At 60.1% G+C, this 25,920-nt stretch carries 23 protein-coding genes and 1 pseudogene; 6 read left to right on the top strand and 18 right to left on the bottom strand.

Features of this window, described 5'->3' with window-relative positions; all coding sequences use genetic code 11:
• Positions 1–46: 46 nt before the first annotated feature.
• The 17 genes and pseudogenes from HYI44_RS07215 to HYI44_RS07135 all read right to left on the bottom strand — a co-directional run bounded on the left by HYI44_RS07215 (position 47) and on the right by HYI44_RS07135 (position 20,728).
• Positions 47–1,420, bottom strand: a complete 1,374-nt coding sequence (locus HYI44_RS07215) for a sigma-54-dependent transcriptional regulator (protein WP_225569064.1) — start codon at positions 1,418–1,420, stop codon at positions 47–49.
• A gap of 125 nt (positions 1,421–1,545) precedes the next feature.
• Positions 1,546–2,712, bottom strand: a pseudogene (locus HYI44_RS07210) (sensor histidine kinase); the annotation flags it as partial.
• Between the two features lie 128 nt (positions 2,713–2,840).
• On the bottom strand, positions 2,841–4,316 hold the full coding sequence (locus HYI44_RS07205) for a sigma-54 dependent transcriptional regulator (protein ID WP_045058886.1): 1,476 nt from the start codon (positions 4,314–4,316) through the stop codon (positions 2,841–2,843).
• Between the two features lie 173 nt (positions 4,317–4,489).
• Positions 4,490–4,786, bottom strand: coding sequence for a flagellar protein FliT (gene fliT, locus HYI44_RS07200; protein WP_045058885.1), 297 nt, complete (start codon positions 4,784–4,786; stop codon positions 4,490–4,492).
• 33 nt (positions 4,787–4,819) lie between these two features.
• Positions 4,820–5,200: a flagellar export chaperone FliS gene (gene fliS / locus HYI44_RS07195; RefSeq protein WP_045058884.1), complete on the bottom strand. Its 381-nt coding sequence runs from the start codon at positions 5,198–5,200 to the stop codon at positions 4,820–4,822.
• A gap of 153 nt (positions 5,201–5,353) precedes the next feature.
• On the bottom strand, positions 5,354–6,727 hold the full coding sequence (fliD, locus tag HYI44_RS07190; protein WP_225569063.1) for a flagellar filament capping protein FliD: 1,374 nt from the start codon (positions 6,725–6,727) through the stop codon (positions 5,354–5,356).
• 81 nt (positions 6,728–6,808) lie between these two features.
• Entirely contained in the window at positions 6,809–7,153 is a 345-nt protein-coding gene (locus tag HYI44_RS07185; RefSeq protein WP_225569062.1) for a flagellar protein FlaG, read from the bottom strand.
• Positions 7,154–7,239: 86 nt separating this feature from the next.
• Complete coding sequence (locus HYI44_RS07180) at positions 7,240–8,952, bottom strand: flagellin (protein WP_225569061.1); 1,713 nt, start codon at positions 8,950–8,952, stop codon at positions 7,240–7,242.
• A gap of 241 nt (positions 8,953–9,193) precedes the next feature.
• Positions 9,194–10,120: a ketoacyl-ACP synthase III gene (locus tag HYI44_RS07175; protein ID WP_225569060.1), complete on the bottom strand. Its 927-nt coding sequence runs from the start codon at positions 10,118–10,120 to the stop codon at positions 9,194–9,196.
• Between the two features lie 340 nt (positions 10,121–10,460).
• Positions 10,461–12,050, bottom strand: a complete 1,590-nt coding sequence (locus HYI44_RS07170; protein ID WP_122837932.1) for a flagellar hook-associated protein 3 — start codon at positions 12,048–12,050, stop codon at positions 10,461–10,463.
• A 14-nt stretch (positions 12,051–12,064) separates the two neighbouring features.
• Entirely contained in the window at positions 12,065–14,089 is a 2,025-nt protein-coding gene (gene flgK / locus HYI44_RS07165) for a flagellar hook-associated protein FlgK (RefSeq protein ID WP_122837931.1), read from the bottom strand.
• 23 nt (positions 14,090–14,112) lie between these two features.
• Positions 14,113–15,420 carry a flagellar assembly peptidoglycan hydrolase FlgJ gene (flgJ, locus tag HYI44_RS07160; RefSeq protein ID WP_225569059.1) on the bottom strand — a complete coding sequence of 436 codons (1,308 nt, stop codon included), beginning with the start codon at positions 15,418–15,420 and terminating at the stop codon, positions 14,113–14,115.
• 11 nt (positions 15,421–15,431) lie between these two features.
• Positions 15,432–16,541 carry a flagellar basal body P-ring protein FlgI gene (locus HYI44_RS07155; protein WP_045058876.1) on the bottom strand — a complete coding sequence of 370 codons (1,110 nt, stop codon included), beginning with the start codon at positions 16,539–16,541 and terminating at the stop codon, positions 15,432–15,434.
• An 18-nt stretch (positions 16,542–16,559) separates the two neighbouring features.
• Positions 16,560–17,255, bottom strand: coding sequence for a flagellar basal body L-ring protein FlgH (gene flgH / locus HYI44_RS07150; protein ID WP_225569058.1), 696 nt, complete (start codon positions 17,253–17,255; stop codon positions 16,560–16,562).
• Positions 17,256–17,307: 52 nt separating this feature from the next.
• Positions 17,308–18,093 carry a flagellar basal-body rod protein FlgG gene (flgG, locus tag HYI44_RS07145; RefSeq protein ID WP_045058874.1) on the bottom strand — a complete coding sequence of 262 codons (786 nt, stop codon included), beginning with the start codon at positions 18,091–18,093 and terminating at the stop codon, positions 17,308–17,310.
• Positions 18,094–18,138: 45 nt separating this feature from the next.
• Positions 18,139–18,879, bottom strand: coding sequence for a flagellar basal body rod protein FlgF (locus HYI44_RS07140; RefSeq protein ID WP_122837928.1), 741 nt, complete (start codon positions 18,877–18,879; stop codon positions 18,139–18,141).
• A 286-nt stretch (positions 18,880–19,165) separates the two neighbouring features.
• A complete protein-coding gene (locus HYI44_RS07135) occupies positions 19,166–20,728 on the bottom strand; it encodes a sigma-54-dependent phenylalanine hydroxylase transcriptional regulator PhhR (protein WP_045058872.1) in 1,563 nt (520 codons plus the stop codon).
• 317 nt (positions 20,729–21,045) lie between these two features.
• Here HYI44_RS07135 and phhA point away from each other — a divergent pair, with 317 nt between their 5' ends.
• The 6 genes from phhA (at position 21,046) to HYI44_RS07110 (ending at position 25,439) form a co-directional block, all read left to right on the top strand.
• Complete coding sequence (gene phhA, locus HYI44_RS07130) at positions 21,046–21,837, top strand: phenylalanine 4-monooxygenase (RefSeq protein WP_122837927.1); 792 nt, start codon at positions 21,046–21,048, stop codon at positions 21,835–21,837.
• Between the two features lie 69 nt (positions 21,838–21,906).
• Positions 21,907–22,263 carry a 4a-hydroxytetrahydrobiopterin dehydratase gene (locus HYI44_RS07125; protein ID WP_122837926.1) on the top strand — a complete coding sequence of 119 codons (357 nt, stop codon included), beginning with the start codon at positions 21,907–21,909 and terminating at the stop codon, positions 22,261–22,263.
• A complete protein-coding gene (locus HYI44_RS07120; RefSeq protein WP_263868326.1) occupies positions 22,263–23,456 on the top strand; it encodes an amino acid aminotransferase in 1,194 nt (397 codons plus the stop codon). Before HYI44_RS07125 ends, HYI44_RS07120 begins: the two co-directional genes overlap by 1 nt.
• Before the next feature lie 294 nt (positions 23,457–23,750).
• Positions 23,751–23,882, top strand: coding sequence for a hypothetical protein (locus HYI44_RS29285; protein ID WP_263868325.1), 132 nt, complete (start codon positions 23,751–23,753; stop codon positions 23,880–23,882).
• A 71-nt stretch (positions 23,883–23,953) separates the two neighbouring features.
• Positions 23,954–24,157 (top strand): hypothetical protein, encoded by a 204-nt coding sequence (locus HYI44_RS07115; RefSeq protein WP_122837924.1) that lies wholly within the window; start codon positions 23,954–23,956, stop codon positions 24,155–24,157.
• A gap of 82 nt (positions 24,158–24,239) precedes the next feature.
• Entirely contained in the window at positions 24,240–25,439 is a 1,200-nt protein-coding gene (locus HYI44_RS07110; RefSeq protein WP_225569057.1) for an MFS transporter, read from the top strand.
• Here HYI44_RS07110 and arfB read toward each other — a convergent pair.
• Positions 25,436–25,849: an alternative ribosome rescue aminoacyl-tRNA hydrolase ArfB gene (gene arfB, locus HYI44_RS07105; protein WP_045058867.1), complete on the bottom strand. Its 414-nt coding sequence runs from the start codon at positions 25,847–25,849 to the stop codon at positions 25,436–25,438. The genes HYI44_RS07110 and arfB overlap by 4 nt on opposite strands.
• Between the last annotated feature and the right edge of the window lie 71 nt (positions 25,850–25,920).

Genomic DNA, 25,920 nt, shown 5'->3' with positions numbered 1-25,920 from the left:
GGGTGCCAGCTATGTGGGCACTGATCACAAATCAGGTTCTCCGGGATCAGGTGGCGAACAGGTAAGCTTCCACGTCCATCCCGGCATCGCGCATCTGCGCCAGTTTGTAGCGCAGGGTGCGCGGGCTGATGCCCAGGCGTTCGGCGGCTTCCTTGCGCCGGCCGCGTTCAGTGCGCAGGGTGTCGATGATCATCTGGAACTCGCGTCGGCGCAGATCATCCCCTAAGGCCCCGGCGGACTCGGCCTCGACCAGGGGCAGCGGCGCCGCCAATGCCGGCAACGGCGCACAGGCAACCGGCCCGGCCAGGCAGAAATCCTGAGGCTGGATCAACCCGCCCTGCTGCAGGATCAACGCCCGCTGGATGGCGTTATCCAGCTCGCGCACATTCCCCGGCCACGGATAAGCGATCAGGCACGCCTGCGCTTCTGGCGAAAGCCTGGCCGCCGCATGCTTCATTTTATTGACGTGTTTGGCCAGCAGACGCTCAGCCAGCGGCAGAATGTCGGCGGTCCGTTCGCGCAACGGGCGCCAGGCCAGCGGGAACACCGACAGCCGATAGTACAGATCCTCCCTGAAGCGCCCTGCCGCCACTTCTGCCGCCAGGTCGCGGTTAGTGGTGGCAACCACCCGGATATCCAGGGAAATCGGCTTGCGCGCACCCACCCGCTCGACCTCCCGCTCCTGCAACACTCGCAGCAGCTTGGCCTGCAGCCCCATGGGCATCTCGGATATCTCGTCGAGCAGGATAGTGCCGCCATCCGCCTGCTCGAACTTGCCTGCCTGCGCGGCAATCGCGCCGGTGAACGAGCCCTTTTCGTGGCCAAACAACGTGGCCTCGAGCATGTTGTCGGGGATTGCCGCGCAGTTGATCGCAATAAACGGCTGGGCAGCCCGATGGGAGTGCTGATGGATGTACCGCGCCAGCACTTCCTTGCCGGTTCCGGACTCGCCGGAAATCAGCACGGTGGAATCACTGCGGGCCACGCGAGCGGCCAGGTCCAGCAGCTGGGCGCTGGCCGGCTCGAACGCAATCGGCCCCTCGCCCTCGGCCGGGACACTGCCCAGGGCGTGCCGCGCGAGCAGATCGAGCAGCGCCTTGGGCTCGAACGGCTTGACCAGATAGTCCACCGCACCCTGGCGCATGGCATCCACCGCGCGCTCGACCGCACCGTGGGCCGTCATCAGCAACACAGGCAGCTGCGGCTGCCGCGCGCGTAACAGGCTCAACAATTGATGACCATCCATGCCCGGCATGTTGACGTCGCTGAGCACCAGGTTGAACGCATCCCTGGTGACGGCCGTCAGGGCCTCTTCTGCCGAGCCGACGGCGACATAGTCGTGCCCCGCGAGCAACAGGGTATCGGCCAGCGCTTCGCGCAGTGCCCGGTCATCCTCGACCAGCAGAACCTTGATTGGCATTTGGGTTACTTCGCTCCCTGCTTGCGATAGGCGTTTTCGATTGCGGTGGGGACCAGAGTCTGCGTGGCGCTCTCTGGTTTTTCGCGAGCGAGCTCGCTCCTACAGGGGGGTTGTTCATTGGAAAACAGCGGCAGGATCACCTGCGCACAGGTGCCACGACCGGGTCGCGAGCGCAGCAGCAATTCGCCCTGATGGGCACGGGCGACTGCCTTGACCACGGTCAGGCCCAGGCCCGTACCGGTGGCCTTGGTGGTGAAAAAGGGTTCGCCCAGGCGCGCCAGCACCGCAGGATCGATGCCGCTGCCACTGTCGCTGATCGCCACCCGCAGATGGCTGCCCCGGGCATAGAGATGCACCTTCAATCGCACGTCCGTGGCGCTGGCCTGGATGGCATTCTCGATCAGGTTGAGAATCGCCCCCACCAGGGTGTCGCGGTTGCACAGCAACTCACCGGCATGGCTGTCGCATTGCCAGCGAATCGGCAGACCCTGCACATGCGCCTGGGCCGCAGCCTGCAGCGACTGCATGAGCATTTTCGCGGTGATGCGATCGGTCAGCGGCAGCTCGCCTCGGGCGAAAATCAGCATGTCGCGCACCTGATGCTCCAGCTCGTGCAGCCGCTCTTTCAAACGCCCGGCGAAGCGCTGCTGCGTGGCCACGGGCAGCTCCTGTTCGGTCAGGTGACTGGCGTAAAGCAAGGCGGCGGACAACGGCGTGCGGATCTGATGCGCCAGGGACGCGACCATCCGCCCCAGGGACGACAGGCGTTCATGCCGGGCCAACTGGTCCTGCAGGTGACGGGTTTCAGTCAGGTCGTTGAGCAGCACCAACTGGCCCGGCTCGGCATCCAGCGAGCGGGTCGAGATCGACAGGCGCCGACCGTCCTTGAGGGAGATTTCATGCCCGTCGTCCTCACGCGGCGCAAAGCAGCGGGCAATCACCTGGCGCCACAACTCGCCTTCCAGGGGCAGACCCAGCAACTCACAGGCAGCAGGATTGGCTTCGCGCACGATGCCCTGGGCGTCGATGACGATGACGCCACCGGGCAACAGATCAAGGAGGTTTTGCAGGCGGTTGGCCAGGCGTTCTTTTTCCGCCAGTTCCTGCATGCGCTGGGCGCTGACCACTTCCAGCTCGCCCTTGAGCTCGGTCACCCGGGCTTCGAGCATGCTGTAGGAGTCAGTCAACTGGCTCGACATCTGGTTGAACAGCGCAAACGACTGCTCAAGACCCAGCCGGCTGGCCTGCTCTGCGGACGACAGTGGCCCCGAAGCGTCAGGGACAGGAGACATCTGGGCGGCTTGGGGCATCGGGCACTCTCGCTTGGCTGACCGTCAGTTAAACGGAACGTTGCGAGGGATGTAGCAATACCCGTGCCTAAAAAAAACCGCCTATAAATGAAGGACTTGAAAAACAGGCGTCAATCATCTGCCTGTTCATCACCATCACGCCGGCTCATGCCGTACTTGCGCATCTTCTCCACCAGGGTGGTTCGACGAATACGCAGGCGTTCAGCGGCGCGCGCCACGATGCCATTGGCATCATCCAGCGCCTGCTGGATCAGCCCCTGCTCCAGGCCACCGAGGTAGTCCTTGAGGTCCAGGCCTTCCGGCGGCAGCAAGGCATTGGCGGAGAAGTCCGGGGTATGGCCGTTGATGGCCACCCGCTCTTCCAGGTCGCTGCGCAGGCTGTCGACCAGTTGCTCGTCTTCGTCGTCGACGTAACGGAATTTCTTCGGCAACTCGACCACGCCGATCACCCCGTACGGATGCATGATCGCCATGCGCTCCACCAGGTTGGCCAGCTCGCGGACGTTGCCCGGCCAGCCGTGACGACACAGCGACATGATCGCCGCCGAGTTGAAACGGATCGAACCGCGCTTCTCGTGCTCCATGCGCGAGATCAGTTCGTTCATCAGCAGCGGGATGTCTTCGACGCGCTCACGCAACGGCGCCATCTCGATCGGGAACACGTTCAGGCGATAGTAGAGGTCTTCGCGGAAGGTGCCGATCTCGATCATGCTTTCGAGGTTCTTGTGGGTCGCGGCAATGATGCGCACATCGGCGCTCTGGGTCTTGTTGCTACCCACACGCTCAAAAGTGCGCTCCTGCAGCACGCGCAGCAGCTTGACCTGCATCGGCAGCGGCATGTCGCCGATTTCGTCGAGGAACAGCGTGCCGCCATTGGCCAGCTCAAAGCGCCCGGCACGACTGGTGATCGCCCCGGTGAACGCGCCCTTCTCGTGGCCGAACAATTCGCTTTCCAGCAACTCGGCCGGGATCGCCCCGCAGTTGACCGGCACGAACGGCGCGTCACGACGCTTGGAGTGGTAGTGCAGATTGCGCGCCACCACTTCCTTGCCGGTGCCCGACTCGCCGAGAATCAGCACGCTGGCGTCGGTGTCAGCCACCTGCTGCATCATCTGGCGCACATGCTGGATCGCCCGGCTGGTGCCGACGAGGCTGCGGAACAGATTGGGTTCGCGATGCCGACCGCGCTCGCGGGCCTGGTCGTACATCTCGCGATAGACCTGGGCACGGTGCAGGGAGTCGAGCAATTTGCTGTAGCTGGGCGGCATTTCCAGGGTCGACAGCACGCGTCGACGCTGGTCATCAGGCAAGTCGCTGGCAGAATTATCGCCCATCAACAAAACCGGAAGGAACTCATCCCAGGTTGAGAGTGTCTTAAGCAAGCCCAAAAGTGCACCAGGAGCATTGACCGTCCCGATTAGGACACAGATCACTTCACGACTAGACGATAGAGAGCCCACAGCCTGCTGCCAGTCATGGCTTCCGCAGGGCAAATTTTCTTCACCGAGAAAATTCAGAATCACCGCCAAGTCGCGGCGGCGGACGCTATCGTCATCAATCAGCAGGATTTTGGTTTCACGCCACATGCAATAGCAACTTCCCTAGTCAACCCGGTGCCCGAAATGAGTGGGCAAGCTAGACGCTTGCAGACCTGTTAAGTCTATGAGACGCCTGGAATCTGTAAACAGCCACTAGTTAAGTCAAAAAACCGTGCACAGTCAAATATATGGCGCAGATGTCTGGATTAACCGGGGATTCATTAGCCGAACAGATGGTAAACCTTCGCCGCACTCTTCGCTTGGGTGATCTGCGACATCTCGTCGACTATCGCCTGACGCTCGCCCATCGTCGCCGTCAATAAATCCTTGTACACCGCCAGCAGGCTTTCCAGATTGGTGCGCACAGCCTCCTCGTCGACCGGCGCTTCGCTCAGCACCTCATCGACGCATTCCCGGCAGGCCGTATCCAGCTCGCCAATCGCATCCCAATCACGCTCGGCCAGCGCATCGATGAGCGCTTCGCGGGTTTGTTCAATCCGTTGCAATGCTTGACTCATGGCGTTGTTCCTCGAGAATTAAAGCGAAGACCATCAGGGCGCGATGGCATCCCATCCTTCCTTGATGTTGCTGAGCAACCCGGCGACCTCATCGAGAATGAGCGGATCGCTTTTGATGTTCGCCTCCGTCAGGCGACGCATCATGTAGTCGTAAAGACTGTCGAGATCTGCCAAAGGCGTTGGCGATTTCTCTGGGTCCAGGCCCTCACGCAAACCTCCGATGATCGCCACGGCCTTGCCGATGCACAGGCCCTTGCCAGCAGTATCGTTGCGCTCCAGCGCGCCCTTTGCCTGGGCAATACGATCAAGACCGCCTTGCATCAGCATCTGCACCAGGCGGTGCGGGCTAGCCTCGGAAGTCTGCGCGTGCGAGTTAACGCTCTGATACTGGCGTAGGGCTCTCATAGGGTTCATGTTCGATTCCTTGAAAAACTGTAAACGGTCAATTATCTACCATGACTTTTTATCGACCCAAGCCGGCAGAACTTTAGTCTTGGAGCGGCGAGCCAGATAAAAAAAACCCGGAGCGCCTGAGCACAGGAGTCCGGGTTGTCGGTCAGGCAATCATCAGTCGTCGCTGACTTTGTTCAGCGCGTTGAGCGTGGTCATGATGCTCTTGGAACTCGCGTTCAACTGGGCAACCAGGGTGTCCATCGCGGTGTACTTGGCGGTCAACGTGGTCTGCAAGGTCGCTATGCGGCGTGTCAGGCTTTCCTGATCGACCTTGAGCGAATCCAGGGACTCAGTCAGGCTGGTCTGGCGCTGAGCCAGGACTCCGTCGGATTTTGCAAACGCATCGGTCGCGCTGGTCATGCGACTGATCAGGCCAGTCTTGCCGGTAAACAGCTCGACAACCTGGGGACCAAACGCTTTCACGCCCTTGTCCCACTTGGCATCGTCAAGGGTCAACAACCCCGTACTTTTGTCAGTGTTGATGCCCAGTTGCGAGAGCATGCTCAGGCCGCTGTTGCCTGACCCAGCTTCAGCGGAAACCAACTCATTGCGCACTGACGACACCAGGCTGCGCATGGTCGCATCACCGGTCAGGGCTCCAGCAGTAGTTGTCGCACCGCCAGTCGCGGTCGCCGTAGCAGTCACCTTGGTTTGTGTATTGATGGCAGTCATCAGCGCGTTGTAGGCCGAAACGAAAGCCTGGGCAGACGTTTTCAGCTGCGCGGTGCTGCTCGACACCGTAATGGTGGACTTGCCTGCTGTAATCAGCTCCAGGTTTACACCGCTCACCACCGAGGAAATGGAGTTGGAAGCAGACTCCATTTTCACATTATCAAGCGTGTATTCGGCATTCTGCGGGACAGTGGTGACCACGTAATCCTTGGTCAGCTCCGCGGCACCGCTGAGGGTCAGCTCAGTACCTTTGCCGGTGGTGTTCGAACTCACGACCAAACGAGATCCGTTGGCGTCGGTCAGAATGTTGGCACTGATGTTCTTCGATTTAAGCTGTTCGTTGATCGCGTCACGGGTTTCCTGCAGCGTGGCACCCGGCTCAATGATCACACCGTAATCATTACCCGATTGGGAAATGGTCAGGGTGGTTGCCTGAGTCCCGCTATTCACTACGCTCGAAGCGCCACCGGCAAACACAGCAGTGGAGACCTTCGAGGCCGTGGCCAGTTTGGTCACTTCAAGTGCATAGGTACCATTGGTAGCGGCATCGTTGACCGTGGTCTTGGCGATTTTCTCATCCGAAGACGCACCGGAAATGCTGCCGAATGCGGTGGCTGTATTGAGTTTGGCAATCGCTGCCCGGTAGGTGTCCAGCGCGCTCTTGATCATCGACAGACCCGACAGCGTGGTGCTGGTGGAAGCGGTCTGCTTGTCGATCTGGGCTTGCTTGGGCGCTTTTTCGGCTTCGACCAAAGCGGTGACAATTTTCTGGGTATCAATCCCTGACCCAATGCCACTGACGGTTGAACTTGCCATGTTTCTTCTCCTTCCCGGACGGTCGCCATGTTCTTGACGAGCGATTAACCTTTAACAGCCAGCATCAAAACCCGTGCCAGATCAGGCTCTTTCGTCGAACAAAAGGCTGCTGGCGTCGTGCAGGCTCGCTGCCAGTTTTAATGCTGCTTCTGAAGGTAGCTGGCGAATGACTTCACCGCTCTCTGTAGCAATGACCTTGACCACGACACGACCCGTCGAATCATCGATGGAGAAATCCAGATTGCGCTTGGTCGATTGCACGAAGTCGCGGATCTCGGTCACTGCTTTTTCCAATTCTGCCCGCTTGGGCTGTTCCACTGGTGTAACTGTGCTCACATCGGCAGATTGCACCAACGGTTTTGCGCTGACTGTCCCTTGCACCGGATTCACGGGCGGGGCTTGATTCAACATGACACTCATGTCCATTACCATCTCCTCACATGAGAAACCAACGGAATGAACAAAAGGGCGCGTTAGACGCGCCCTTCCATTTCAATCACCAGACGCTGGAATTACTGAAGCAGTTTCAGTACAGCGGATGGCAGCTGGTTAGCCTGGGACAGGATCGCGGTGGAAGCCTGTTGCAGGGTTTGTTGCTTGGTCAGCTCGGCAGTTTCGGAAGCGAAGTCAGCATCCTGAACGCGACCGCGGGCAGCGGTGGAGTTCTGGGCGATGCTTTGCAGGTTGGCTACGGTGCTGTCGAAACGGTTTTGAACGGCACCCAGTGCGGCGCGCTGGCTGTCGATCTGCTGGATGGCAGCGTCGAGAGCTTGAACCGATTGCTGCGAACCAGCAGCAGTCAGGATGTCCAGGTCGCCAACGGTGGTTTGGGTTTCGCTGGCGTTGGTGGTGCCAGCAGTCAAGCCCAGGTCGCCCAGCGAGCCGGTGTTGCCTGCCGAGATAACGATGTCTGCCTTGCCGCTAAGTTGAATCTTGCCATCGGCTGTTTTAGTAGCGGTAGCACCGGCACTGGCGCTGTTGATCGACGAAATAACAGCATCAAGATCGCTACCTTTGGTGATCTTGATTTCTGTGGTACCGATTTTCAGCGAGGTATCAGCAGTCATCTTCACGTCGGAAATGCCGCTTTTCAGACCTAGCGAGGCGAGAGAGCCGCTGTCATTAGCGCCAGTATTGTCTGCCAGTGTCAGTTTGGTGCCGTTCTGGGAGGTGATAGAGATTTGACCGTCAACAATCTTAGCGTTACCAACACCGACACCAGCCAATGCCTCGATCTGATCAAGAATGGAGTCAACGTCGTCCGAAGTGCCATTCCAAGTAACAGCAGAGCCATTGACCAAGATGCTACCGGCTTTTTGAGGAACGACCGCACCATCCGTCTTAGTGCTTGTGGTACCAGCGGTAAGACCAAATTTACCTACATCAGCACCTGAAATTGAAACGGGACCGGCGTCATTGGAAATGGTTAGTTTTCCGCCATTAACTGTGGCGGTAATGCCAGTAGCAGCAGCACCTGCAGCAGTTAATTTAGCTTGGATATCTGCCTGCACCGCATCAATATCAGTGGCAACTGCTGCATCTAGCTTGATATCAACACCATTGATGCTGAGTTTTTCATTACCGGTGACGTCAAAAGTCCCAGTAACAGCAACGCCCTCTACATCAGTTTGCTTTAACGTGGTGGTCGAACCTTTTACGCTGGCTGCCATCGCAGACATTTCTTTGCCAGTCACTTCAGCGCTGCTGTAAGAACCTTTCAGGCCCGAAGCGCTCAAGTTGCCCATGCCGAACGAAATGGTTTCGTTAGCGCTGGCGCCTACCTGGAAGCTGGTGTTCTGGAACGAACCGTCCAGCAGGTTCTTGCCACCGAAGGTGGTGGTGTTGGAGATACGGTTCAGCTCACCCGACAGTGCGGTGAATTCCTGGTTCAGGGAAGTACGGTCGTCACTGCTGTTCGAGCCGTTCGCCGATTGCAGAGCCAGTTCACGCATACGCTGCAGGATGTTGGTGGATTCTTGCATCGCGCCTTCAGCAGTCTGGGCGATGGAGATACCGTCGTTGGCGTTTTTCACGGCAACGTTCAGACCATTGATCTGGCTGGTCAGACGGTTAGCGATCTGCAGGCCGGCAGCGTCGTCTTTAGCGCTGTTGATTTTCAGGCCGGAAGACAGACGGCTCATCGAGGTGCTCAGAGCATCGGAAGCCTTGTTCAGGTTTTTCTGAACGCCCAGGGAGGTGATGTTGGTATTAACAGATAAAGACATGACGAATTCCTCGTTGGTTGGGTGCTGCGGCTTCCGGCCCTGGCAACCGCCGGGTGTGGCCTAGAGAACCTTCGTAATAGTTATCGTCGTAAAAGCAGGTTGCTTGAGCGCTTTTTTGATTTTTTTTACTAGCACCGTGCCACTCCTTGCGATTCAACACCTTAGCTCTGCCCCCCAGAATGCAAAAACGCCCATGACCTCGCGGTCATGGGCGTTTTTTTGGCGTTATTTAACTGGCGCGTCAGGGACGGTGAATAATCGCCGAACCCCAGGACAAGCCCACGCCGAAACCACTGATTGCCACGCGCTTCCAGCTGGAGTCGAACATGTGCTTTTCCAGCAGCAGCGGAATGCTCGACGACACGGTGTTGCCGGTCTCGACCATGTCCTTGACGAACTTCTCCGGCTCGCCTTCGAAACGCCGAGCCACGGCGTCGACGATGGCCGCACTGCCCTGGTGGATGCAGAACGCATCGATGTCCTGAGACTGCAGGCCAGACTCATCGAGCAACTCGTGCAGATGCGCCGGCACCTTGAGCAGGGCAAAGTTGAACACCTGCCGGCCGTTCATATAGAACACGCCGTCCGTGACCTTCAGGTGCGGGGCACCGGAGCCGTCGGTGCCGAACTTGGCCTTGCCGAGCTGCCAGGCCGCGTCTTCCCCCATCCAGGTGGCGGTGGCGGCGTCGCCGAACAGCATGGTGGTGTTACGGTCTTCCGGGTCGACGATTTTCGAATACGGGTCTGCAGTGATCAGCAGGCCGTTCTTCAGGCCGGTGGCTTCCATGAAGCCCTTGATGGCGTAGATGCCATAGACATACCCCGAGCACCCCAGGGAGATGTCGAAGGCTGCGACGTTGGTCGACAGGCCGAGCTTGTCCTGGACGATGGCCGAAGTGTGCGGCAGGCCTTCTTCGTCCCCGTTCTGGGTGACGACGATCAATACGTCGATGGCTTGACGATCAAGCTGCGGATTATTGGCGAACAACGCGTTGGCGGCCTCGACACACAGGTCGGAGGTTTCCTGGGCAGCGTCCTTGCGCGGCAGGAACGCCGAGCCGATTTTTCCAAGGATGAATTCTTCATCCTTTTCGAACTTCGCGCCCTGAGCATAGTTATCCAGCCCACTCGCTGGCACGTAGCTGGCAATGCTTTTTATGCCAATCATTGTGGCTTCCCAATACTAAATAGCTGGAGATCACCGCTCGCAAGACCGAGAGGTACTGACAATACTGGACTTCGCCGAGTGAAAAAATACGGCGCAGGCGCTCCGCAATCCGGAAAACACGCCCGACAAGGGTCCGCCCCCTGCCCATCCTTTTTTACACAATACAGTGAAGATGCGCTTTATGACTCGCAGGTCACGCATTATGCGTGGCTTATACCAAACATCCAGTCACAAACAGGCGATCAACCGCCGACTGGAGGGTAAAAACGATCAACCTAAGGGAGGAAAAAGCGTCAACTAGACATCGCCGGCACCCTGGGGTGCCGGCAATCAAGGAGGGTTACAGCTTGTTGAACAGGCTCAACTGGGCGATTTTGACGAACGCCAATTGCGAGGCTTGCAGCAGTGATTGCTGAAAGGCCAGGTCGATAGATGCAGTTGCCACGTCAGTATCGCCAATTGCGGCCTGGGTACTGGTGTTTACCAGACCGATGCTGGTGTTTTCGGCGCTCTGGATGTCGATCGCACCCAATCGAGCACCAATGGACCCGCGAACGTTGTCGATCTGCTCGCTGGAGTTGGACAGGTTACTGATCGCCGCATTAACCGCGTCCTTGAGCTTGATCTGAGCCAGATCATTGCCGTCGGCAGGGGTTTCGAGCGCCTGGCGTAACTGACTCAATGTATCCAGTGCACTCTGAGTCTTGTGGCTGCTGGCACCTACTACGAATTGATCATTCGCTGCCGGGGCGCCGGTGAAGTCGAGCTTGACCCCCGCTACCGTGATCGAGCCCGCAGTCAGCACCCCAGCACCGATTGGCTTGCTGTCCGAGCCCATTGGCTGGGCAAAGACTTCGTAGTTTGTCGCATCGGTGAATTTGACCACCACGCCGCTGTTAGGAAATCCGTTGACGTAGTCAGATTGACTGGAGACGCCAGAACCGGTGATCTGAGCAGTCGAGGTATTGCTCGGCGTACGTGAAGAGTTAAAGCTGTCAGGCTTGGTGCCCAACGAAAAAATGTGATCCTTCACTTCTTCATCTGGCGTCATTGGCAACGTGGTCACCGGATCGATAGGCGCCTTTAGTCGCAGCGTGATGTCGAACTCCACTCCGCGCAAATTGATGGTCGAACCACCTTGCTTGCTCGCATCAAAAGTGCCATTGCCGGACACTTCGGTGGTCACGTCGTTACCATCCTTATCAGCGATGGTGTAGTGAGTACTGTCGACGAACTTCAGTTCGTAAGGCTCGCCTGCAGCAAAGTTCTTGGTGTAGGCCGCATTCGATTTCATCAGGCCTGCCGACACTGAAACCGTACCGTCATTAGGCTTGGAGGGATCGAGTACCGCCTGGGTGCGACCTGAGTTCGTGGCCGACTCGAGGACGCTCTTACCGGTGTCGTTGGTCGCAATCGACAAGATGTCAGAGACTTGCAAGCTCAACTGGTTGTCATCCCCCTGATAAGAGTAGGTGCCATCGTTGTTGCGCACATACGGCGGCGTCAGGGTTTTCGAGCCGGAGAACATGTAGTTGCCGGACGGATCCTTGCTATTGAGCAGGCCCAATACTTGCTCTTCGATCTCACCGATTTCGCTGGCAATCGACTTTCGATCAGCATCGCTGTAGCCACCGTTGCCGGCCTGCAGCGCCAGTTCGCGACCGCGCTGAATCGAGGTATTCAGGCTTTCAAGGACGCTCTCCTGGTTGGACAGCGAACTCTTGATGCTGCCCATATTGGTACTGTATTGCCCCAGCATCGCCTTCTGCTGCTGCAACATCAACAACTGCGCAGCCCCGACAGGATCATCACCGGCACTCTGAATACGCACGCCCGAAGTGATCTGCTCCTGAGTCTTCACAATCGAGGAGAAGTTGTTCTGGTACTTGGCCGCACTCGTCTCAAAGTACTGGGCTGTAGAAATTCGCATCGTCGAAGACTCCCTTAAAGACTGTTGATCAGCGTGCTGAAGGTTTCTTGCGCGGCCTTGATAATCTGCGACGACGCGGTGTAGTACTGCTGGAACTTGACCAGATCGGCGGCCTCGTCGTCCAGGTTAACCTGGGACACGGAGGCGACTTCGGACTTGGCGCGGGCCAGGATCGCCCCGCTGGCGGTGCTGTCGCCCAGGGCCTGGCTGGCCTTGGCGCCGACCTGTTCCACCAGGCGGCTGTAGGCGGTGGTCATGCTCATGCCGGCGTTGCCGCCGCTGACGCCGACCGTGGCCTTGGTTTGCAGGCCCAACAATTCGTTGGCGTTGCGGTTGTCTTTCTTGCCGTCGACGTTGAAGGCGACTTCGTACTTGTCGTTCTTCGACGGCGAGCCGCTGACCGTGGTGTTGAAGGAGAACGATTTGCCAGGGATCGCCGTGCCCGTCGCGTCGAGCATCGGCACGTTGATCGTCAGGTCGTTGCCCTGCCCCGGCACGATGGTGCCGGTGCCAATGCTCTGGCCTTTGGCGTTGAACACTTCGTAGCCCTGGCTGCCGCCGACAGCGTCCTTGAATGTCAGGGTCACCGGCATGGAATTCTTGATCCCGGCCTGCAGGTCGGCCAGGTCGGCGCCGGCGTAGATGTCCATCGGCACGGTCAGCGCGGGCGCGGTCAAGGCGCCAGTGCCGCCGTTGCCGGTGTTGCTGGTCGCGACCAGGGCGCCGGCAAAGGCCAGCTTGTTGGAATCGGTCATCTGCGTGGTGATGTTGCTGGCACCGGTGCGTGTCGGGATCACCTTGAAGGTATCGCCCGCACTCAGGGCAGCGCCGTTGAGATTGAGCTTGAACCCATCGATCTCGGCCGCCGGATTCAGATCAAAACTGCCCATGCTTTTGCCGTCGGAGCGCTTGACCGTGTACTTGTCCGCAGCGGTGAACGTCACTTCGTAATCGAAGGCGGTCAACGCACTGGAGTTGGTGATGGTGACGTCGAGATTGCCCGAGCCCGCGCTGTTGCTCGAGGCGGCCAGGCTGCGCTGGCTGATCGCTGCGGCACTGTTGATGCTGGAGAACAGCGATGCACCGAATTCGCCATTGGCGTCGAGGCCCTGGCCCAACTGCCGGTTGATCTTGTCGGCGACCACGATGGCGGTGCGGCCCAGGTCGTTCATTGCCGGCACCAGCACGTCGTCGCGGTAGCGCAGCAGTCCGCCGATCTTGCCGCCGCTGATGACAGAGGTCACATCGCTCACCGAAGAAGGCGATTTGACCTGGATAGTCACCTGGTTCTTGTCGATGCCGGTGCGGGCGGTCGTCAGGGTGTTGGACGTGTTGCCCAACACCAGCGACTGGCCGGTACCAAGGGATACGTTGTAGCTGCCGTTCTGTTCCTGGACGGTCACGCCGACCAGCTCATTGAGTGTGCGCACGGCTTCGTTACGCGCATCGAGCAGGTTGTTCGGGCCGCTGCCGGTCGAGCTGCCGGCCTGGGAAATCTGCTGGTTCAGCGAGGCGATGGAGGCCGTCAGCTGATTGACCTTTTCGGTCATGGTGGTCAGCTGGCTGTTGATGCCTTCGTTTTGCTGCTGCATCTGCGACGACAACGCGTTGAAGCGGTTGCTCAGGGTCTGCGCATTGGTCAGCAGCAACTGCCGCGCAGCCGTGTCGCTGGGCGTGGCGGCCGAGGTCTGCACGGCGGCAAAGAAGCTGCTCAACACCGCACTGATGCCGGTGGTTTTGTCCGAGAACAGCTTGTCGAGCGGGTTCACCTGCTCGAGGTAGGAGTTGGCATCGTTGCTCAGCGAAGTGCTGGTCTGCAGCTGCTGATCGAGATAGGCGTTATACACCCGACGCACATCCGCCAGGGTCGTGCCGCTGCCGATGAACACCCCGCCATTGAGGTTCGAGGCATTGCTGGTCTGAATGGTCTGCTGGCGTGAATAGCCGGCGGTGTTGGCGTTGGCAATGTTATTGCCGACAGTCGCCAACGACACCTGACTGGCGTTGAGACCCGACATCCCGATATTGAGCAAACTCATGGTTCAGACCTTATACCTTGTGCCTATAAAGGCGTAGTGGAAACGCCCGCCGCAGCGTAGTTCTGATAACTCGTCATCTGCCTGGCTATTTGCGAAATCTTGCTGGCGTAGTTCGGGTCGGTTGCGTAGCCGGCCTTCTGCAACTCGCGTACAAATTGTTCGGGGTTATCGGCAGACTTCACGACATCTTGATAGCGATTGTTGGATTGCAGCAGCGTCACGAGGTCGTGGAAGCTGTCTTTGTAGGAGTCGTAGGAACGGAACTGCGCCGTCTCCTTGACCATCTCGCCGTTTCTGAATTCGCTGGTGATGGCCCGGGCTGAATCGCCCTTCCAGTTGCTGCTGGCCTTGATGCCGAACAGGTTGTGGCTGCTGCTGCCATCCTGGGCGCGCATGACCGACTTGCCCCAGCCGGTTTCGAGGGCGGCCTGGGCCACCAGGTAGCGCGGATCGACGCCGATGCGGTCGGCGGCTTCCTTGGCCATGGGCAGCATGGCGTTGACGAATTCGTCGGCAGAGCTGAAGGCTTTCTTTGGCGGTGCCAGCGGGATCTGCGCCATGGCCCGGCCGTAGACCTGCAGGCGACCGCTGGCCGGCGCCTCGGTTTGCGCGGTCAGCCAGTCGCCGTTGTACAGCGAGCCGGAACCGGTCGGGCTGATCGTGGGCACGTCGATTTTGTTGATGGCGGTCGCCGCTGTCGTCGCAGTCACAGCCGGAGTCGCGGCCGATGGCACCAGGCCGGCGAGCAGGCGGTCTGCGAGCTTTGGCGGCAACGCCAGGCGGCGCTGGTTGATCAGCGCCATGTCATTGCGATGCGCGCCCTCGCCTGCTGCCTGCGGTGCATGGATCGAACGCGAAGCCCACAACGGGCGCTGGCCATTGAGGCGCGACAAGGGTCCGTTGGTGGCTGCCGTGCCGGCGGCGATTGGCGTTTCCACGGCGGCCTTGGCCTCGGCTTGCTTGGCGGCGGACGCTGCCGCCGCTTCACCCGGGGCCATGGGTTTGTTCTTTGACATCTGGCGCATCAGCACGTCGGCCAGGCCGATACCGCCGCCTTCGCGGGACATGGAAACGGCCAGCTGCTGGTCGTACATTTCCTGGTACTGCTTGGCTTCGGCGGTGTTGAGCGGGTTGTCCTGGCCCAGCGCATTGGTGGCCGAGCGCATGGACTTGAGCATTTCACCGAGGAACAGCGACTCGAATTCCTGCGCCACTTTGCGCATGTTCGCGTCGCTGTTCTTGTCGCCGACCTTGAGCTGGTTGAGGCGATTCAAGTCCGAGTAGGACCCGGAATCGCTACTGCTGACCAGACCGCTCTTGTACATATCCATGGGCGCAGTCCTCAGATCACGATCAGGTCGGCTTGCAGTGCGCCGGCCTGTTTCAGTGCTTCGAGAATGGCCATCAAGTCACCCGGCGCGGCGCCGACCTGGTTCACCGCTCGCACGATTTCGTCGAGGGTGGTGCCCGGGCCGAACTTGAACATCGGCTTGGCTTCCTGCTGGGCGTTGACCCGCGAGCGTGGCACCACGGCCGTCTGGCCATTGGACAGCGGGCCCGGCTGGCTGACGATCGGGTCTTCGGTGATGGTCACGGTCAGGCTGCCGTGGGTCACGGCGGCCGGGGACACTTTCACGTTCTGGCCGATCACGATGGTGCCGGTACGCGAGTTGATGATGACTTTGGCCACTGCCTGGCCCGGATCGACTTCCAGGTTCTCGATGATCGACAGGTAGTCCACGCGCTGGCTCGGGTCCAGTGGCGCACTGACGCGGATCGAGCCGCCGTCGATGGCCTGGGCCACGCCCGGGCCGAGCATGTTGTTGATCTTGTCGACGATGCGCTTGGCGGTGGTGAAGTCCGAACGGTTGAGGTTCAGGGTCAGGCTGTTGCCCTGGTTGAAACCACTTGGCACCGCCCGCTCGACCGATGCACCACCGGGAATGCGCCCCGCCGACGGGACGTTGACGGTGATCTTCGAACCGTCGCGGCCCTCGGCATCAAAACCGCCGACCACCAGGTTGCCCTGGGCGATCGCGTAGACGTTACCGTCAATACCTTTGAGCGGCGTCAGCAGCAAGGTACCGCCGCGCAGGCTCTTGGAGTTGCCGATGGACGCTACGGTGATGTCAATCTGCTGACCCGGTTTGGCGAACGCCGGCAAGTCGGCACTGATCGACACCGCCGCGACGTTTTTCAACTGCACGTTGCCCGAACCCGGCGGCACCTTGATGCCGAACTGCGAGAGCATGTTGTTGAAAGTCTGCAGGGTGAACGGGGTCTGCGTCGTCTGGTCGCCGGTGCCGCTAAGCCCGACCACCAGGCCGTAGCCGATCAGTTGGTTGGAACGCACGCCAGAAATACTGGCGATGTCCTTGAGCCGCTCGGCTTGCGCGCTAAACGCAGCCGAGAGCATCAGGGCGGCCACCATCAGGCGTTTGAAGTTCAACATGCTCAACTTGATAGCCACCTAGAAAGGAAACAGCGGGCTGAGGAAGAAACGGTCGAACCAGCCTGGCTGACTCGCATCGGCAAAGGCACCGGTGCCCGAGTAGGTAATACGTGCATCGGCCACCCGGGTCGACGACACGGTGTTGTCCGTGGCGATGTCATCGGCGCGGACCATGCCGGCAATGCGCACCAGCTCATCGCCGGTGTTGAGGGTCAGCCACTTCTCGCCGCGCACGGCGATGATGCCGTTGGGCAATACGTCGGCGACAGTCACGGTGATCGAGCCGGTCAGGCTGTTGCTCTGCCCGGACTTGCTGTCGCCCTTGGTCGCACGGTCGGCACTGTAGCCGGCGTTGAGGCTCAGGTCGCCGCCACCAATTGGATTATTAGTGGTGAGGCTGGAGCCGAACAACGAGGTCAGGCCGACGCTGGTGTCGCTGTTCTTGCCGATCTGCGAGTTGGCGTTCTTGCTGGCCTGGGTGCGCTCGTTCAGCGTGATGGTGATGATGTCACCGACGCGGAACGCCTTGCGGTCGCTGTACAGGTTCTGTTCGAAGCCGGCCTGGTAGATCGAGCCATTGTTGGCGGCAGCCGGCAGCGGTGTGCGCGGCAACACCGGGGCATAGTAAGGGTCATTGGGCCGCGGCGCAGGCGCGACACAGCCGGCGAGCGCGGTGACGCCACTCAGTGCCAGAACAGATACGAAGCGATTCATGACCCTACCTCACGGTGTTGCAGGCGACCGCGTGGCCGCCCCATATTCTTGATTACAGATTCTGCGTTACGAACGAGAGCATCTGGTCGGCGGTGGAGATCACCTTGGAGTTCATCTCGTAGGCGCGCTGGGTGGTGATCATGTTGACCATCTCCTCAACGGTGCTGACGTTGGAGGTTTCCAGGGTGTTCTGCAGCGTGGTGCCGAAACCGGCGAGGCCCGGGGTGCCAACCTGTGGCGCGCCGCTGGCGGCGGTTTCCAGGAACAGGTTGTTGCCCACGGCTTGCAGGCCGGCCGGGTTGATGAAGTCGGCGGTCTGCAGGTTGCCGATCACCTGGGACGCGGCGTTGCCGGGAACGGTGACCGACACGGTACCGTCGCGGCCGACCGTGAAGGTCTGGGCGTCGTTCGGGATGACAATGGCCGGCTCCAGGGCGAAGCCGCTGGCATTGACGATCTGGCCATTGGAGTCCAGGTGGAAAGTACCGTCACGGGTGTAGGACGTGGTGCCGTCCGGCTGCAGGATCTGGAAGAAACCGCGACCGTCGATGGCCATGTCCAGCGGCTGCTCGGTGGTTTGCAGGCTGCCGGCGGTGAAGTTTTTCTGGGTGCCGACGATGCGCACACCCGTACCCACTTGCAGACCCGACGGCAATTCGCTGTCCTGGGTCGACTGGGCGCCAGGCTGACGCTTGATCTGATACAGCAGGTCCTGGAACTCGGCGCGATCACGTTTGAAACCCGTGGTCGACACGTTCGCCAGGTTGTTGGAAATGGTGGTCAGGTTGGTGTCCTGGGCGGACAGACCGGTTTTGGCAACCCATAGAGCCGGAAGCATTCGATTCTCCTCGTGCGCCTGTTTTACGGCGCGACGTTCTGGTAATTAGCTGATCTGCAAGACCCGAGCCATGGCCTGGTCGTCTTCTTTTGCGGTGTTCATCATCTTGATGTGCAATTCGAACTGCTTGGCCAGGGCCAGCACCGAGGTCATCTCTTCCACGGCATTGACGTTGCTCGACTCGAGGAAACCGGACACCAGCTTGACGTTGGCATCCGCCTGCGCCGGCTGGCCGTCCTTGGTGTGGATCGAACCGTCCAGGCCTTTGGTCATGTTCCGCAAGTCAGGGTTGACCAGCTTGATGCGGTCGACTTCGGCCATCACGCGCGGGCCTTCGCCCATCGCCCGAATACTGATGGTGCCATCCTCGCCCACCTCGATCTGTTGCTCGGGCGGCACGGCAATCGGCCCGCCATTGCCCATCACCGGCATACCGTTGCCGGCGCGCAATACGCCCAGGGCATCGACGTTGAGGCTGCCGGTGCGCACATAGCTTTCACCGCCATCGGGGTTCTGCACGGCAATCCAGCCATTGCCCTGTACGGCAACGTCGAGGTCGCGGCCGGTTTCCACCAGCGAACCTGCAGAAAAGTCGGTGGCCGGACGCTCGGACATGGCAAACGCACGCGCCGGAAAGCTGTCACCAAACACCGGCATCGAGCGCGCCTGCTCCAGGTCTTTCTGGAAACCGTTGGTGGAGATGTTCGCGAGGTTGTTCGCATGAGCCTTCTGCGCCAGTGCATTCTGGCTGGCGCCGGTCATAGCTACATAAAGGTACTTATCCACACTCTTTCCTCTGCATGCCGGACGTTTGCCGCCCACCGCTGTACTGCTGAGCCATAAGCAATTTGCAGACCAACTATTTTCTGGCGGCGCTGGGCCCGGCAAACAGGGGGCTTGAGGGGTTTGGAGAGGAGTGAAGGAATGGGGTGAAGTCGAAAAACCGGCGGTGTTGTGCCGCTTCGCGGCAATAGAGCGAAAGATCGCAGCCTCGTTTCACTCGACAGCTCCTACATGAATACCTGATCCCCGTAGGAGCTGCCGAGTAAAACGAGGCTGCGATCTTTTGACTTTAAGTGCTGCTGTCCTTGCCCACCTCATACTCACGCAGCTTGTTGGCAATGGTGGTATGCGAAACCCCCAGGCGTTTACCCAACTGCCGGCTGCTCGGATGTTCTGAATACAGACGCTCCAGCACCGCCTTCTCGAAGCGCCCGACAATCTCGTCCAGCCCGCCTTCCAAGGAGAAATCGCCAAGCGGCTGACGCACGCCGTAGTCCGGCAGGCGGATGTGCTCGGCCTTGACGGTGCCGCCTTCGCACAAGGACACCGCCTGAAACAGCACATTCTCCAATTGCCGCACGTTGCCCGGCCAATGGTAATGACTGAGCCGCTCCATCGCCGCCGGCGCCAGTTTCGGCAGCGGGCAACCGATCTGCCGGCTGGCCTGGTCCAGGAAGTGCTCGACCAGGGGCGTCAAGCCGTCCAGGCATTCGCGCAGTGGCGGGATGTGCAATGACAACACGTTCAGGCGGTGGTACAGATCCTGGCGGAACTCCCCGCGAGCGCACAGCTCCGACAGGTCGACCTGGGTCGCACAGATCACCCGCACATCGAGGTACACCTCTTCATCACTGCCTACCCGACGAAAGCATCCGTCCTGCAGGAAGCGCAGCAATTTCACCTGCAAGCGCGGGCTCATTTCACCGACACCATCGAGAAACAGCGTACCGCCGGCAGTCAGCTCCAGCAGCCCGAGCTTGCCTTCGGCCCGGGCGCCTTCGAATGCGCCGGGGCCGTAACCGAACAATTCGGTCTCGGCCATGGACTCCGGCAGCCCCGCACAGTTGAGCGCCATCAACGGCGACTGGCCGCGGGGACTTGCCAGGTGACAGGCCCGTGCCAGCAATTCCTTGCCGGTGCCTGTTTCGCCTTCTATCAACAACGGTGCGTCCAGGGGCGCCATGCGCCGGGCTTCGCGGACCACGGCAGCCATCACCTTCGAACTCTGGAAAATGCTGTCGAACCCGCGCAGTTCCTGCTTGCGCACGTTGTAGATGCGTTCGCCTACCCGATCCGCGCGATGCAGCGTCAATACCGCGCCGGCCATGGCCTCGCTGTCGTCATGCTCCGATTGCAATGGCGCGATGTCGGCCAGGAATACGTCGCCCTTGACCTTGACCCGCAGCCCGTTGATCCGCGACTTGTTGGCACGTACCAGTTCCGGCAGGTCGAAATCCTCGGCGTAACGGGACAACGGGATGCCCGGCACCTCGTCCACCCGCACGCCGAGCAACTGTGCGGCGGCCCGGTTAGCCGCAACGATCGAACCGCCCATATCGATCGACAGCACCGGAAACTCCAGCGCGCCGAGCAGCGCATTGAGCTCCATGTGCCGACGCTCGCTGGGCATCAGCCCTACACGCTTGACGCCAAACACCCCGGGGATCGATTCGAACTTCGCCCGCAGCGCCTGGAACTGCAGGTTGATCAGGTTCGGGCAGTGCAGGTAGATCGCATTACCGTGCTCACCCCCGACTTCGCCACGCGCGACGTTGATCCCGTACTCCACCAGCAGGTTGAGGATGTCGCGCAGGATGCCGATGCGGTTCTGGCAGTGGACTTTGATACGCATATAAAGGCTCGAAAAGCGGTTAAGGAAATCATGCCGAGCTCGGCCCGCTCCCACAGGGGGTGGCGGTGGCCGCAGGAGCGATTTTTTGCTGCAACGCTCAGATAGTCGTAAAGATTATGTGACACCCAAGGCGCTTTTCAAACCAGAAAACTCAACAGCCACGCCGCAACCGCCATTGCGTAACGAAAACTTTACGAAAAGTGCTGTTTTTTATGCCTTACACCTCGCGCACGGGGCTGCACATCCGAAAATCCTGGGGTATTTGTAAGTCCATAGCTGGACATAACAAGAACGAATTCCCCTAGCAGGAGAGCAGCATGAAGCAGACGCAATACGTGGCTCGCGAGCCCGATGCGCAAGGTTTTATCGACTACCCCGCCGAAGAACACGCGGTGTGGAACACGCTGATCACTCGCCAACTGAAAGTGATCGAGGGTCGTGCGTGCCAGGAATACCTGGACGGTATCGAAAAACTCGGTCTGCCCCACGACCGCATCCCGCAACTGGGCGAGATCAACAAGGTGCTCGGTGAAACCACCGGCTGGCAGGTGGCCCGGGTGCCGGCGCTGATCCCCTTCCAGACTTTCTTCGAATTGCTCGCCAACAAGCAGTTCCCGGTGGCCACTTTCATTCGCACTCGCGAAGAGCTGGACTACCTGCAAGAGCCGGATATTTTCCACGAGATCTTTGGCCACTGCCCGCTGCTGACCAACCCCTGGTTCGCCGAATTCACCCACACCTACGGCAAGCTTGGCCTGCAGGCGACCAAGGAAGAACGGGTGTACCTGGCTCGCCTGTACTGGATGACCATCGAGTTCGGCCTGGTCGACACGCCCCAGGGCCAACGCATCTACGGCGGCGGCATCCTTTCCTCGCCTAAAGAAACCGTCTACTGCCTGTCCGACGAGCCCGAACACCAAGCCTTCGACCCGCTGGAATGCATGCGCACGCCTTACCGCATCGACATCCTGCAGCCCTTGTACTTCGTGCTGCCCAACCTCAAGCGTCTGTTCGACCTGGCCCACGAGGACATCATGGGCATGGTCAAGCAAGGCATGCAGCTGGGCTTGCACGCACCAAAATTTCCGCCCAAGCCAAAAGCGGCCTGAGCAGATCCCGCTCGCGACTTGCGCGCAAAGATAGTAATTTCCAACAAGAATCGAATTCAGGAATACACCATGAACGCTCTGAACCAAGCCCACTGCGAAGCCTGCCAAGCCGGCGCACCTCAGGTCAGCGACGAAGAACTGCCGGTATTGCTCAAGCAGATCCCGGACTGGAACATCGAAGTTCGCGACAGCATCATGCAGCTGGAAAAAGTCTTCCTGTTCAAGAATTTCAAGCATGCGCTGGCGTTCACCAACGCGGTCGGTGAAATCTCCGAGGCCGAGGGGCACCACCCGGGCCTGCTCACCGAGTGGGGCAAAGTCACCGTGACCTGGTGGAGCCACTCCATCAAGGGCCTGCACCGCAACGACTTCATCATGGCCGCGCGCACCGACGAAGTGGCCAAGAACGCCGAGGGCCGCAAATAATGCATTTCGACTCGATCGGCCGGGTACCTGGCGATCCGATCCTGGGGTTGATGGAGGCGTATGCGCAGGATCCCAACCCGCGCAAATTCGACCTCGGGGTGGGCGTCTATAAAGACGCCCACGGCCTGACGCCAATCCCGCAGGCGGTGAAACTCGCCGAGGCGCGACTGGTTGACAAGCAATCCACCAAGACCTACATCGGTGGTCATGGCGAGCCGGCGTTTGGCAAGGTGATCAACGAGCTGGTGCTGGGCGCCGACTCCCCGTTGATCGCCGGGCAGCGCGCGGGGGCCACGCAGACCCCAGGCGGCACCGGCGCATTGCGCCTCAGCGCTGACTTCATTGCCCAGTGCCTGCCGGGCCGTGGCGTGTGGCTGAGCAACCCGACCTGGCCGATCCATGAAACGATTTTCGCGGCAGCCGGTGTCAAGGTCAGCCATTACCCGTACGTGAGCAGCGATAACCGTTTAGACGTCGAGGCCATGCTGGCGGTACTGCGTGAAGTGCCCAAGGGCGACGTAGTGCTGTTGCACGCCTGCTGCCACAACCCGACCGGTTTTGATCTTTCCCATGACGACTGGCGTCGGGTGCTGGACATCGTGCGCAGCCGCGACCTGCTGCCGCTGATCGACTTCGCCTACCAGGGTTTTGGCGATGGCCTGGAGCAGGATGCCTGGTCCACCCGACTGTTCGCTGCCGAGTTGCCGGAAGTGCTGATCACCAGTTCCTGCTCGAAGAACTTCGGGTTGTACCGCGATCGCACCGGCGCGCTGATTGTCTGCGCCAAGAGCGCTGACAAGCTGGTGGACATACGCAGCCAACTGGCCAATATTGCCCGCAACCTGTGGTCGACACCGCCGGACCATGGCGCTGCAGTGGTGGCGACCATCCTTGGCGACCCTGAGCTGAAAAGCTTGTGGGCCGACGAAGTGGAAGCCATGCGCCTGCGCATTGCGCAGTTACGCAGCGGTTTGGTAGAGGCGCTTGAGCCTCACGGTTTGCGCGAGCGTTTTGCCCACATCGGCGTTCAGCGCGGCATGTTCTCCTACACCGGCCTGTCGCCGGAGCAGGTGAAAAATCTGCGTGACCACCACAGCGTGTACATGGTCGGCACCGGCCGGGCAAACGTGGCCGGCATCGACGCAACACGCCTGGACCTGCTGGCCGAGGCAATCGCCGAGGTTTGCAAATAGCCCTGTTTGCAAAATAACCCTGTAGGAGCTGTCGAGCCTGCGAGGCTGCGATCTTTTGATTTTGAAGGGCAACGTCAAAAGATCGCAGCCTCGCAGGCTCGGCAGCTCCTACGCAGCTCCTACGCTGCTCCTGCAGGGAATCATCGCAAGATCGAGCGCCCCCCCCTGCGGCCATCTGTCGCAGAAATTCCAGATAAAACTCTAATTGTCATTTCTCCTGCTGTATCCTGCCCAGGCTTTGTAAAAGCGCGGATCTACCAGATCTATCAACAGACTTTGCGAGGAGCGCGAAACATGCACGAGATCCCTAATCTCCCCTTCCCAAGCCTGCACGAAACTGAGCAGACAACCACGCAGCAAGCCGGCGCCCAACAGCCCGAGCCGAAAGAAGCATCTGACAGTCGCAAGGCTGACAGCGAAGACTGAGACCCGCAATGCCAGACCGTGTGGAAAGCGCTAACATGCGCTTTCCACACCGCCTGAACCCTGAGCCCCGCATGAACGACGACTTTACCGAGAACCAGGCCAGCGTCCTGATCGGCACCGCCGAGAAAATGATCGCTATCTGGAATCGCCTCTCCGCCGAAAAACAGGCTGCCCTGCTCGCCCGTTTCGGCACCCAGGAAAACGCCCTGGCCGCCCTGGTCACGACGCAACTGGTTGCCCCGGCCCCGACTGACTCAACCCCGCCCGGCAAATAGTTTTACTTTTTCACGACCTGCGCTCCCTCCCACCGCTATCATAAGCAGCCTATCTATCCTGCTTTGCCGTGGACCTTTACCCATGTCTGAAAACCAGCGCCCCCTGCGGGTAACGCTGCAAGTTGTCTCTATCGTCCTCTTCACCTTCATCGGCTACCTGAACATCGGCATTCCCCTGGCGGTACTGCCGGGCTATGTCCACAGCGACCTGGGCTTTGGTGCCGTGATCGCCGGGCTGGTGATCAGCGTGCAATACCTGGCCACCCTGCTCAGCCGACCCTACGCCGGCAAGATCATCGACAACAAGGGCAGCAAGCTGGCAGTCATGTACGGCCTTGCCGGCTGCGGGTTGAGCGGCGTGTTCATGCTGATTTCAGCCTGGACCCAAAGCCTGCCGATGGTGAGCCTGACCAGCCTGTTGATCGGCCGCCTGGTGCTCGGCAGCGCCGAAAGCCTGGTCGGCTCCGGTTCGATCGGCTGGGGCATCGGCCGGGTCGGTGCGGCGAATACCGCCAAAGTCATCTCCTGGAACGGCATCGCCAGCTACGGCGCACTGGCTGTTGGCGCGCCGCTGGGTGTGCTGCTGGTGAGGGAGTTGGGCTTGTGGAGCATGGGCGTGAGTATCGTGCTGCTGGCGGTGATCGGCCTGGCCCTGGCCTGGCCAAAGACCGCCGCACCGATCCTGGTCGGCGAGCGCTTGCCGTTCATGCACGTGCTTGGGCGAGTGCTGCCTCACGGCTGTGGCCTGGCGTTGGGCTCCATCGGGTTTGGCACCATCGCCACCTTCATCACCCTGTATTACGCCACGCAAAACTGGAACAACGCCGTGCTGTGCCTGAGCCTGTTCGGCGCCAGCTTCATTGGCGCGCGCCTGCTGTTCGGCAACCTGATCAACCGCCTCGGGGGCTTTCGCGTGGCGATTGCCTGCCTGTCGGTGGAAACCCTGGGCCTATTGCTGCTGTGGCTGGCACCGGATGCACACTGGGCCCTGGCCGGTGCAGCGCTTAGCGGATTTGGCTTCTCCCTGGTGTTCCCGGCGCTGGGCGTGGAAGCCGTGAACCTGGTGCCGGCTTCGAGCCGCGGGGCTGCAGTGGGGGCTTATTCGTTGTTTATCGACCTGTCACTGGGGATCACCGGGCCATTGGCCGGTGCCATCGCCGCAGGGTTCGGCTTTGCCTCGATCTTCCTGTTCGCCGCGCTTGCCGCCCTTAGCGGTCTGGCCCTGAGCATCTATCTGTACCGCCAGGCGCCGAAGTACCGGGAACAACGGGACGTCCGCTAGAAGTCGACCTTGCCGCGCCCGGCCTTGATGCTGCCGCGTTTGGTCTTGGACTCGAGGCGACGTTTTTTCGAGCCAAGGGTCGGCTTGGTCGGGCGGCGCTTCTTTTCGACCTTGGTGGCGCTCTGGATCAGCTCGACAAGGCGCTCCAACGCGTCGGCGCGATTGGCTTCCTGCGTGCGGTACTGTTGGGCCTTGATGATGAGCACGCCATCACTGGTGATGCGACTGTCGCGCAGCGCCAGCAGCCGTTCCTTGTAGAACTCGGGCAATGAAGACGCCGGGATGTCGAAGCGCAGGTGCATGGCGCTGGAGACCTTGTTGACGTTCTGCCCGCCGGCGCCCTGGGCGCGAATGGCCGTCAGCTCGATCTCGGCATCCGGCAGGTGCACGTTGTTGGAAATCTCCAGCATGGTAAAAGTGTCCGTATTCAGAACACGCAGGATACCGCGAATGCGAACTTCAGAACGCCGAAAATCCCCTG

It is taken from the genome of Pseudomonas sp. Y24-6 (assembly GCF_020295325.1).
In the GTDB taxonomy this organism is placed as follows: Bacteria; Pseudomonadota; Gammaproteobacteria; order Pseudomonadales; family Pseudomonadaceae; genus Aquipseudomonas; species Aquipseudomonas gregormendelii.
This window is presented reverse-complemented; position numbering and strand designations above follow the sequence as displayed.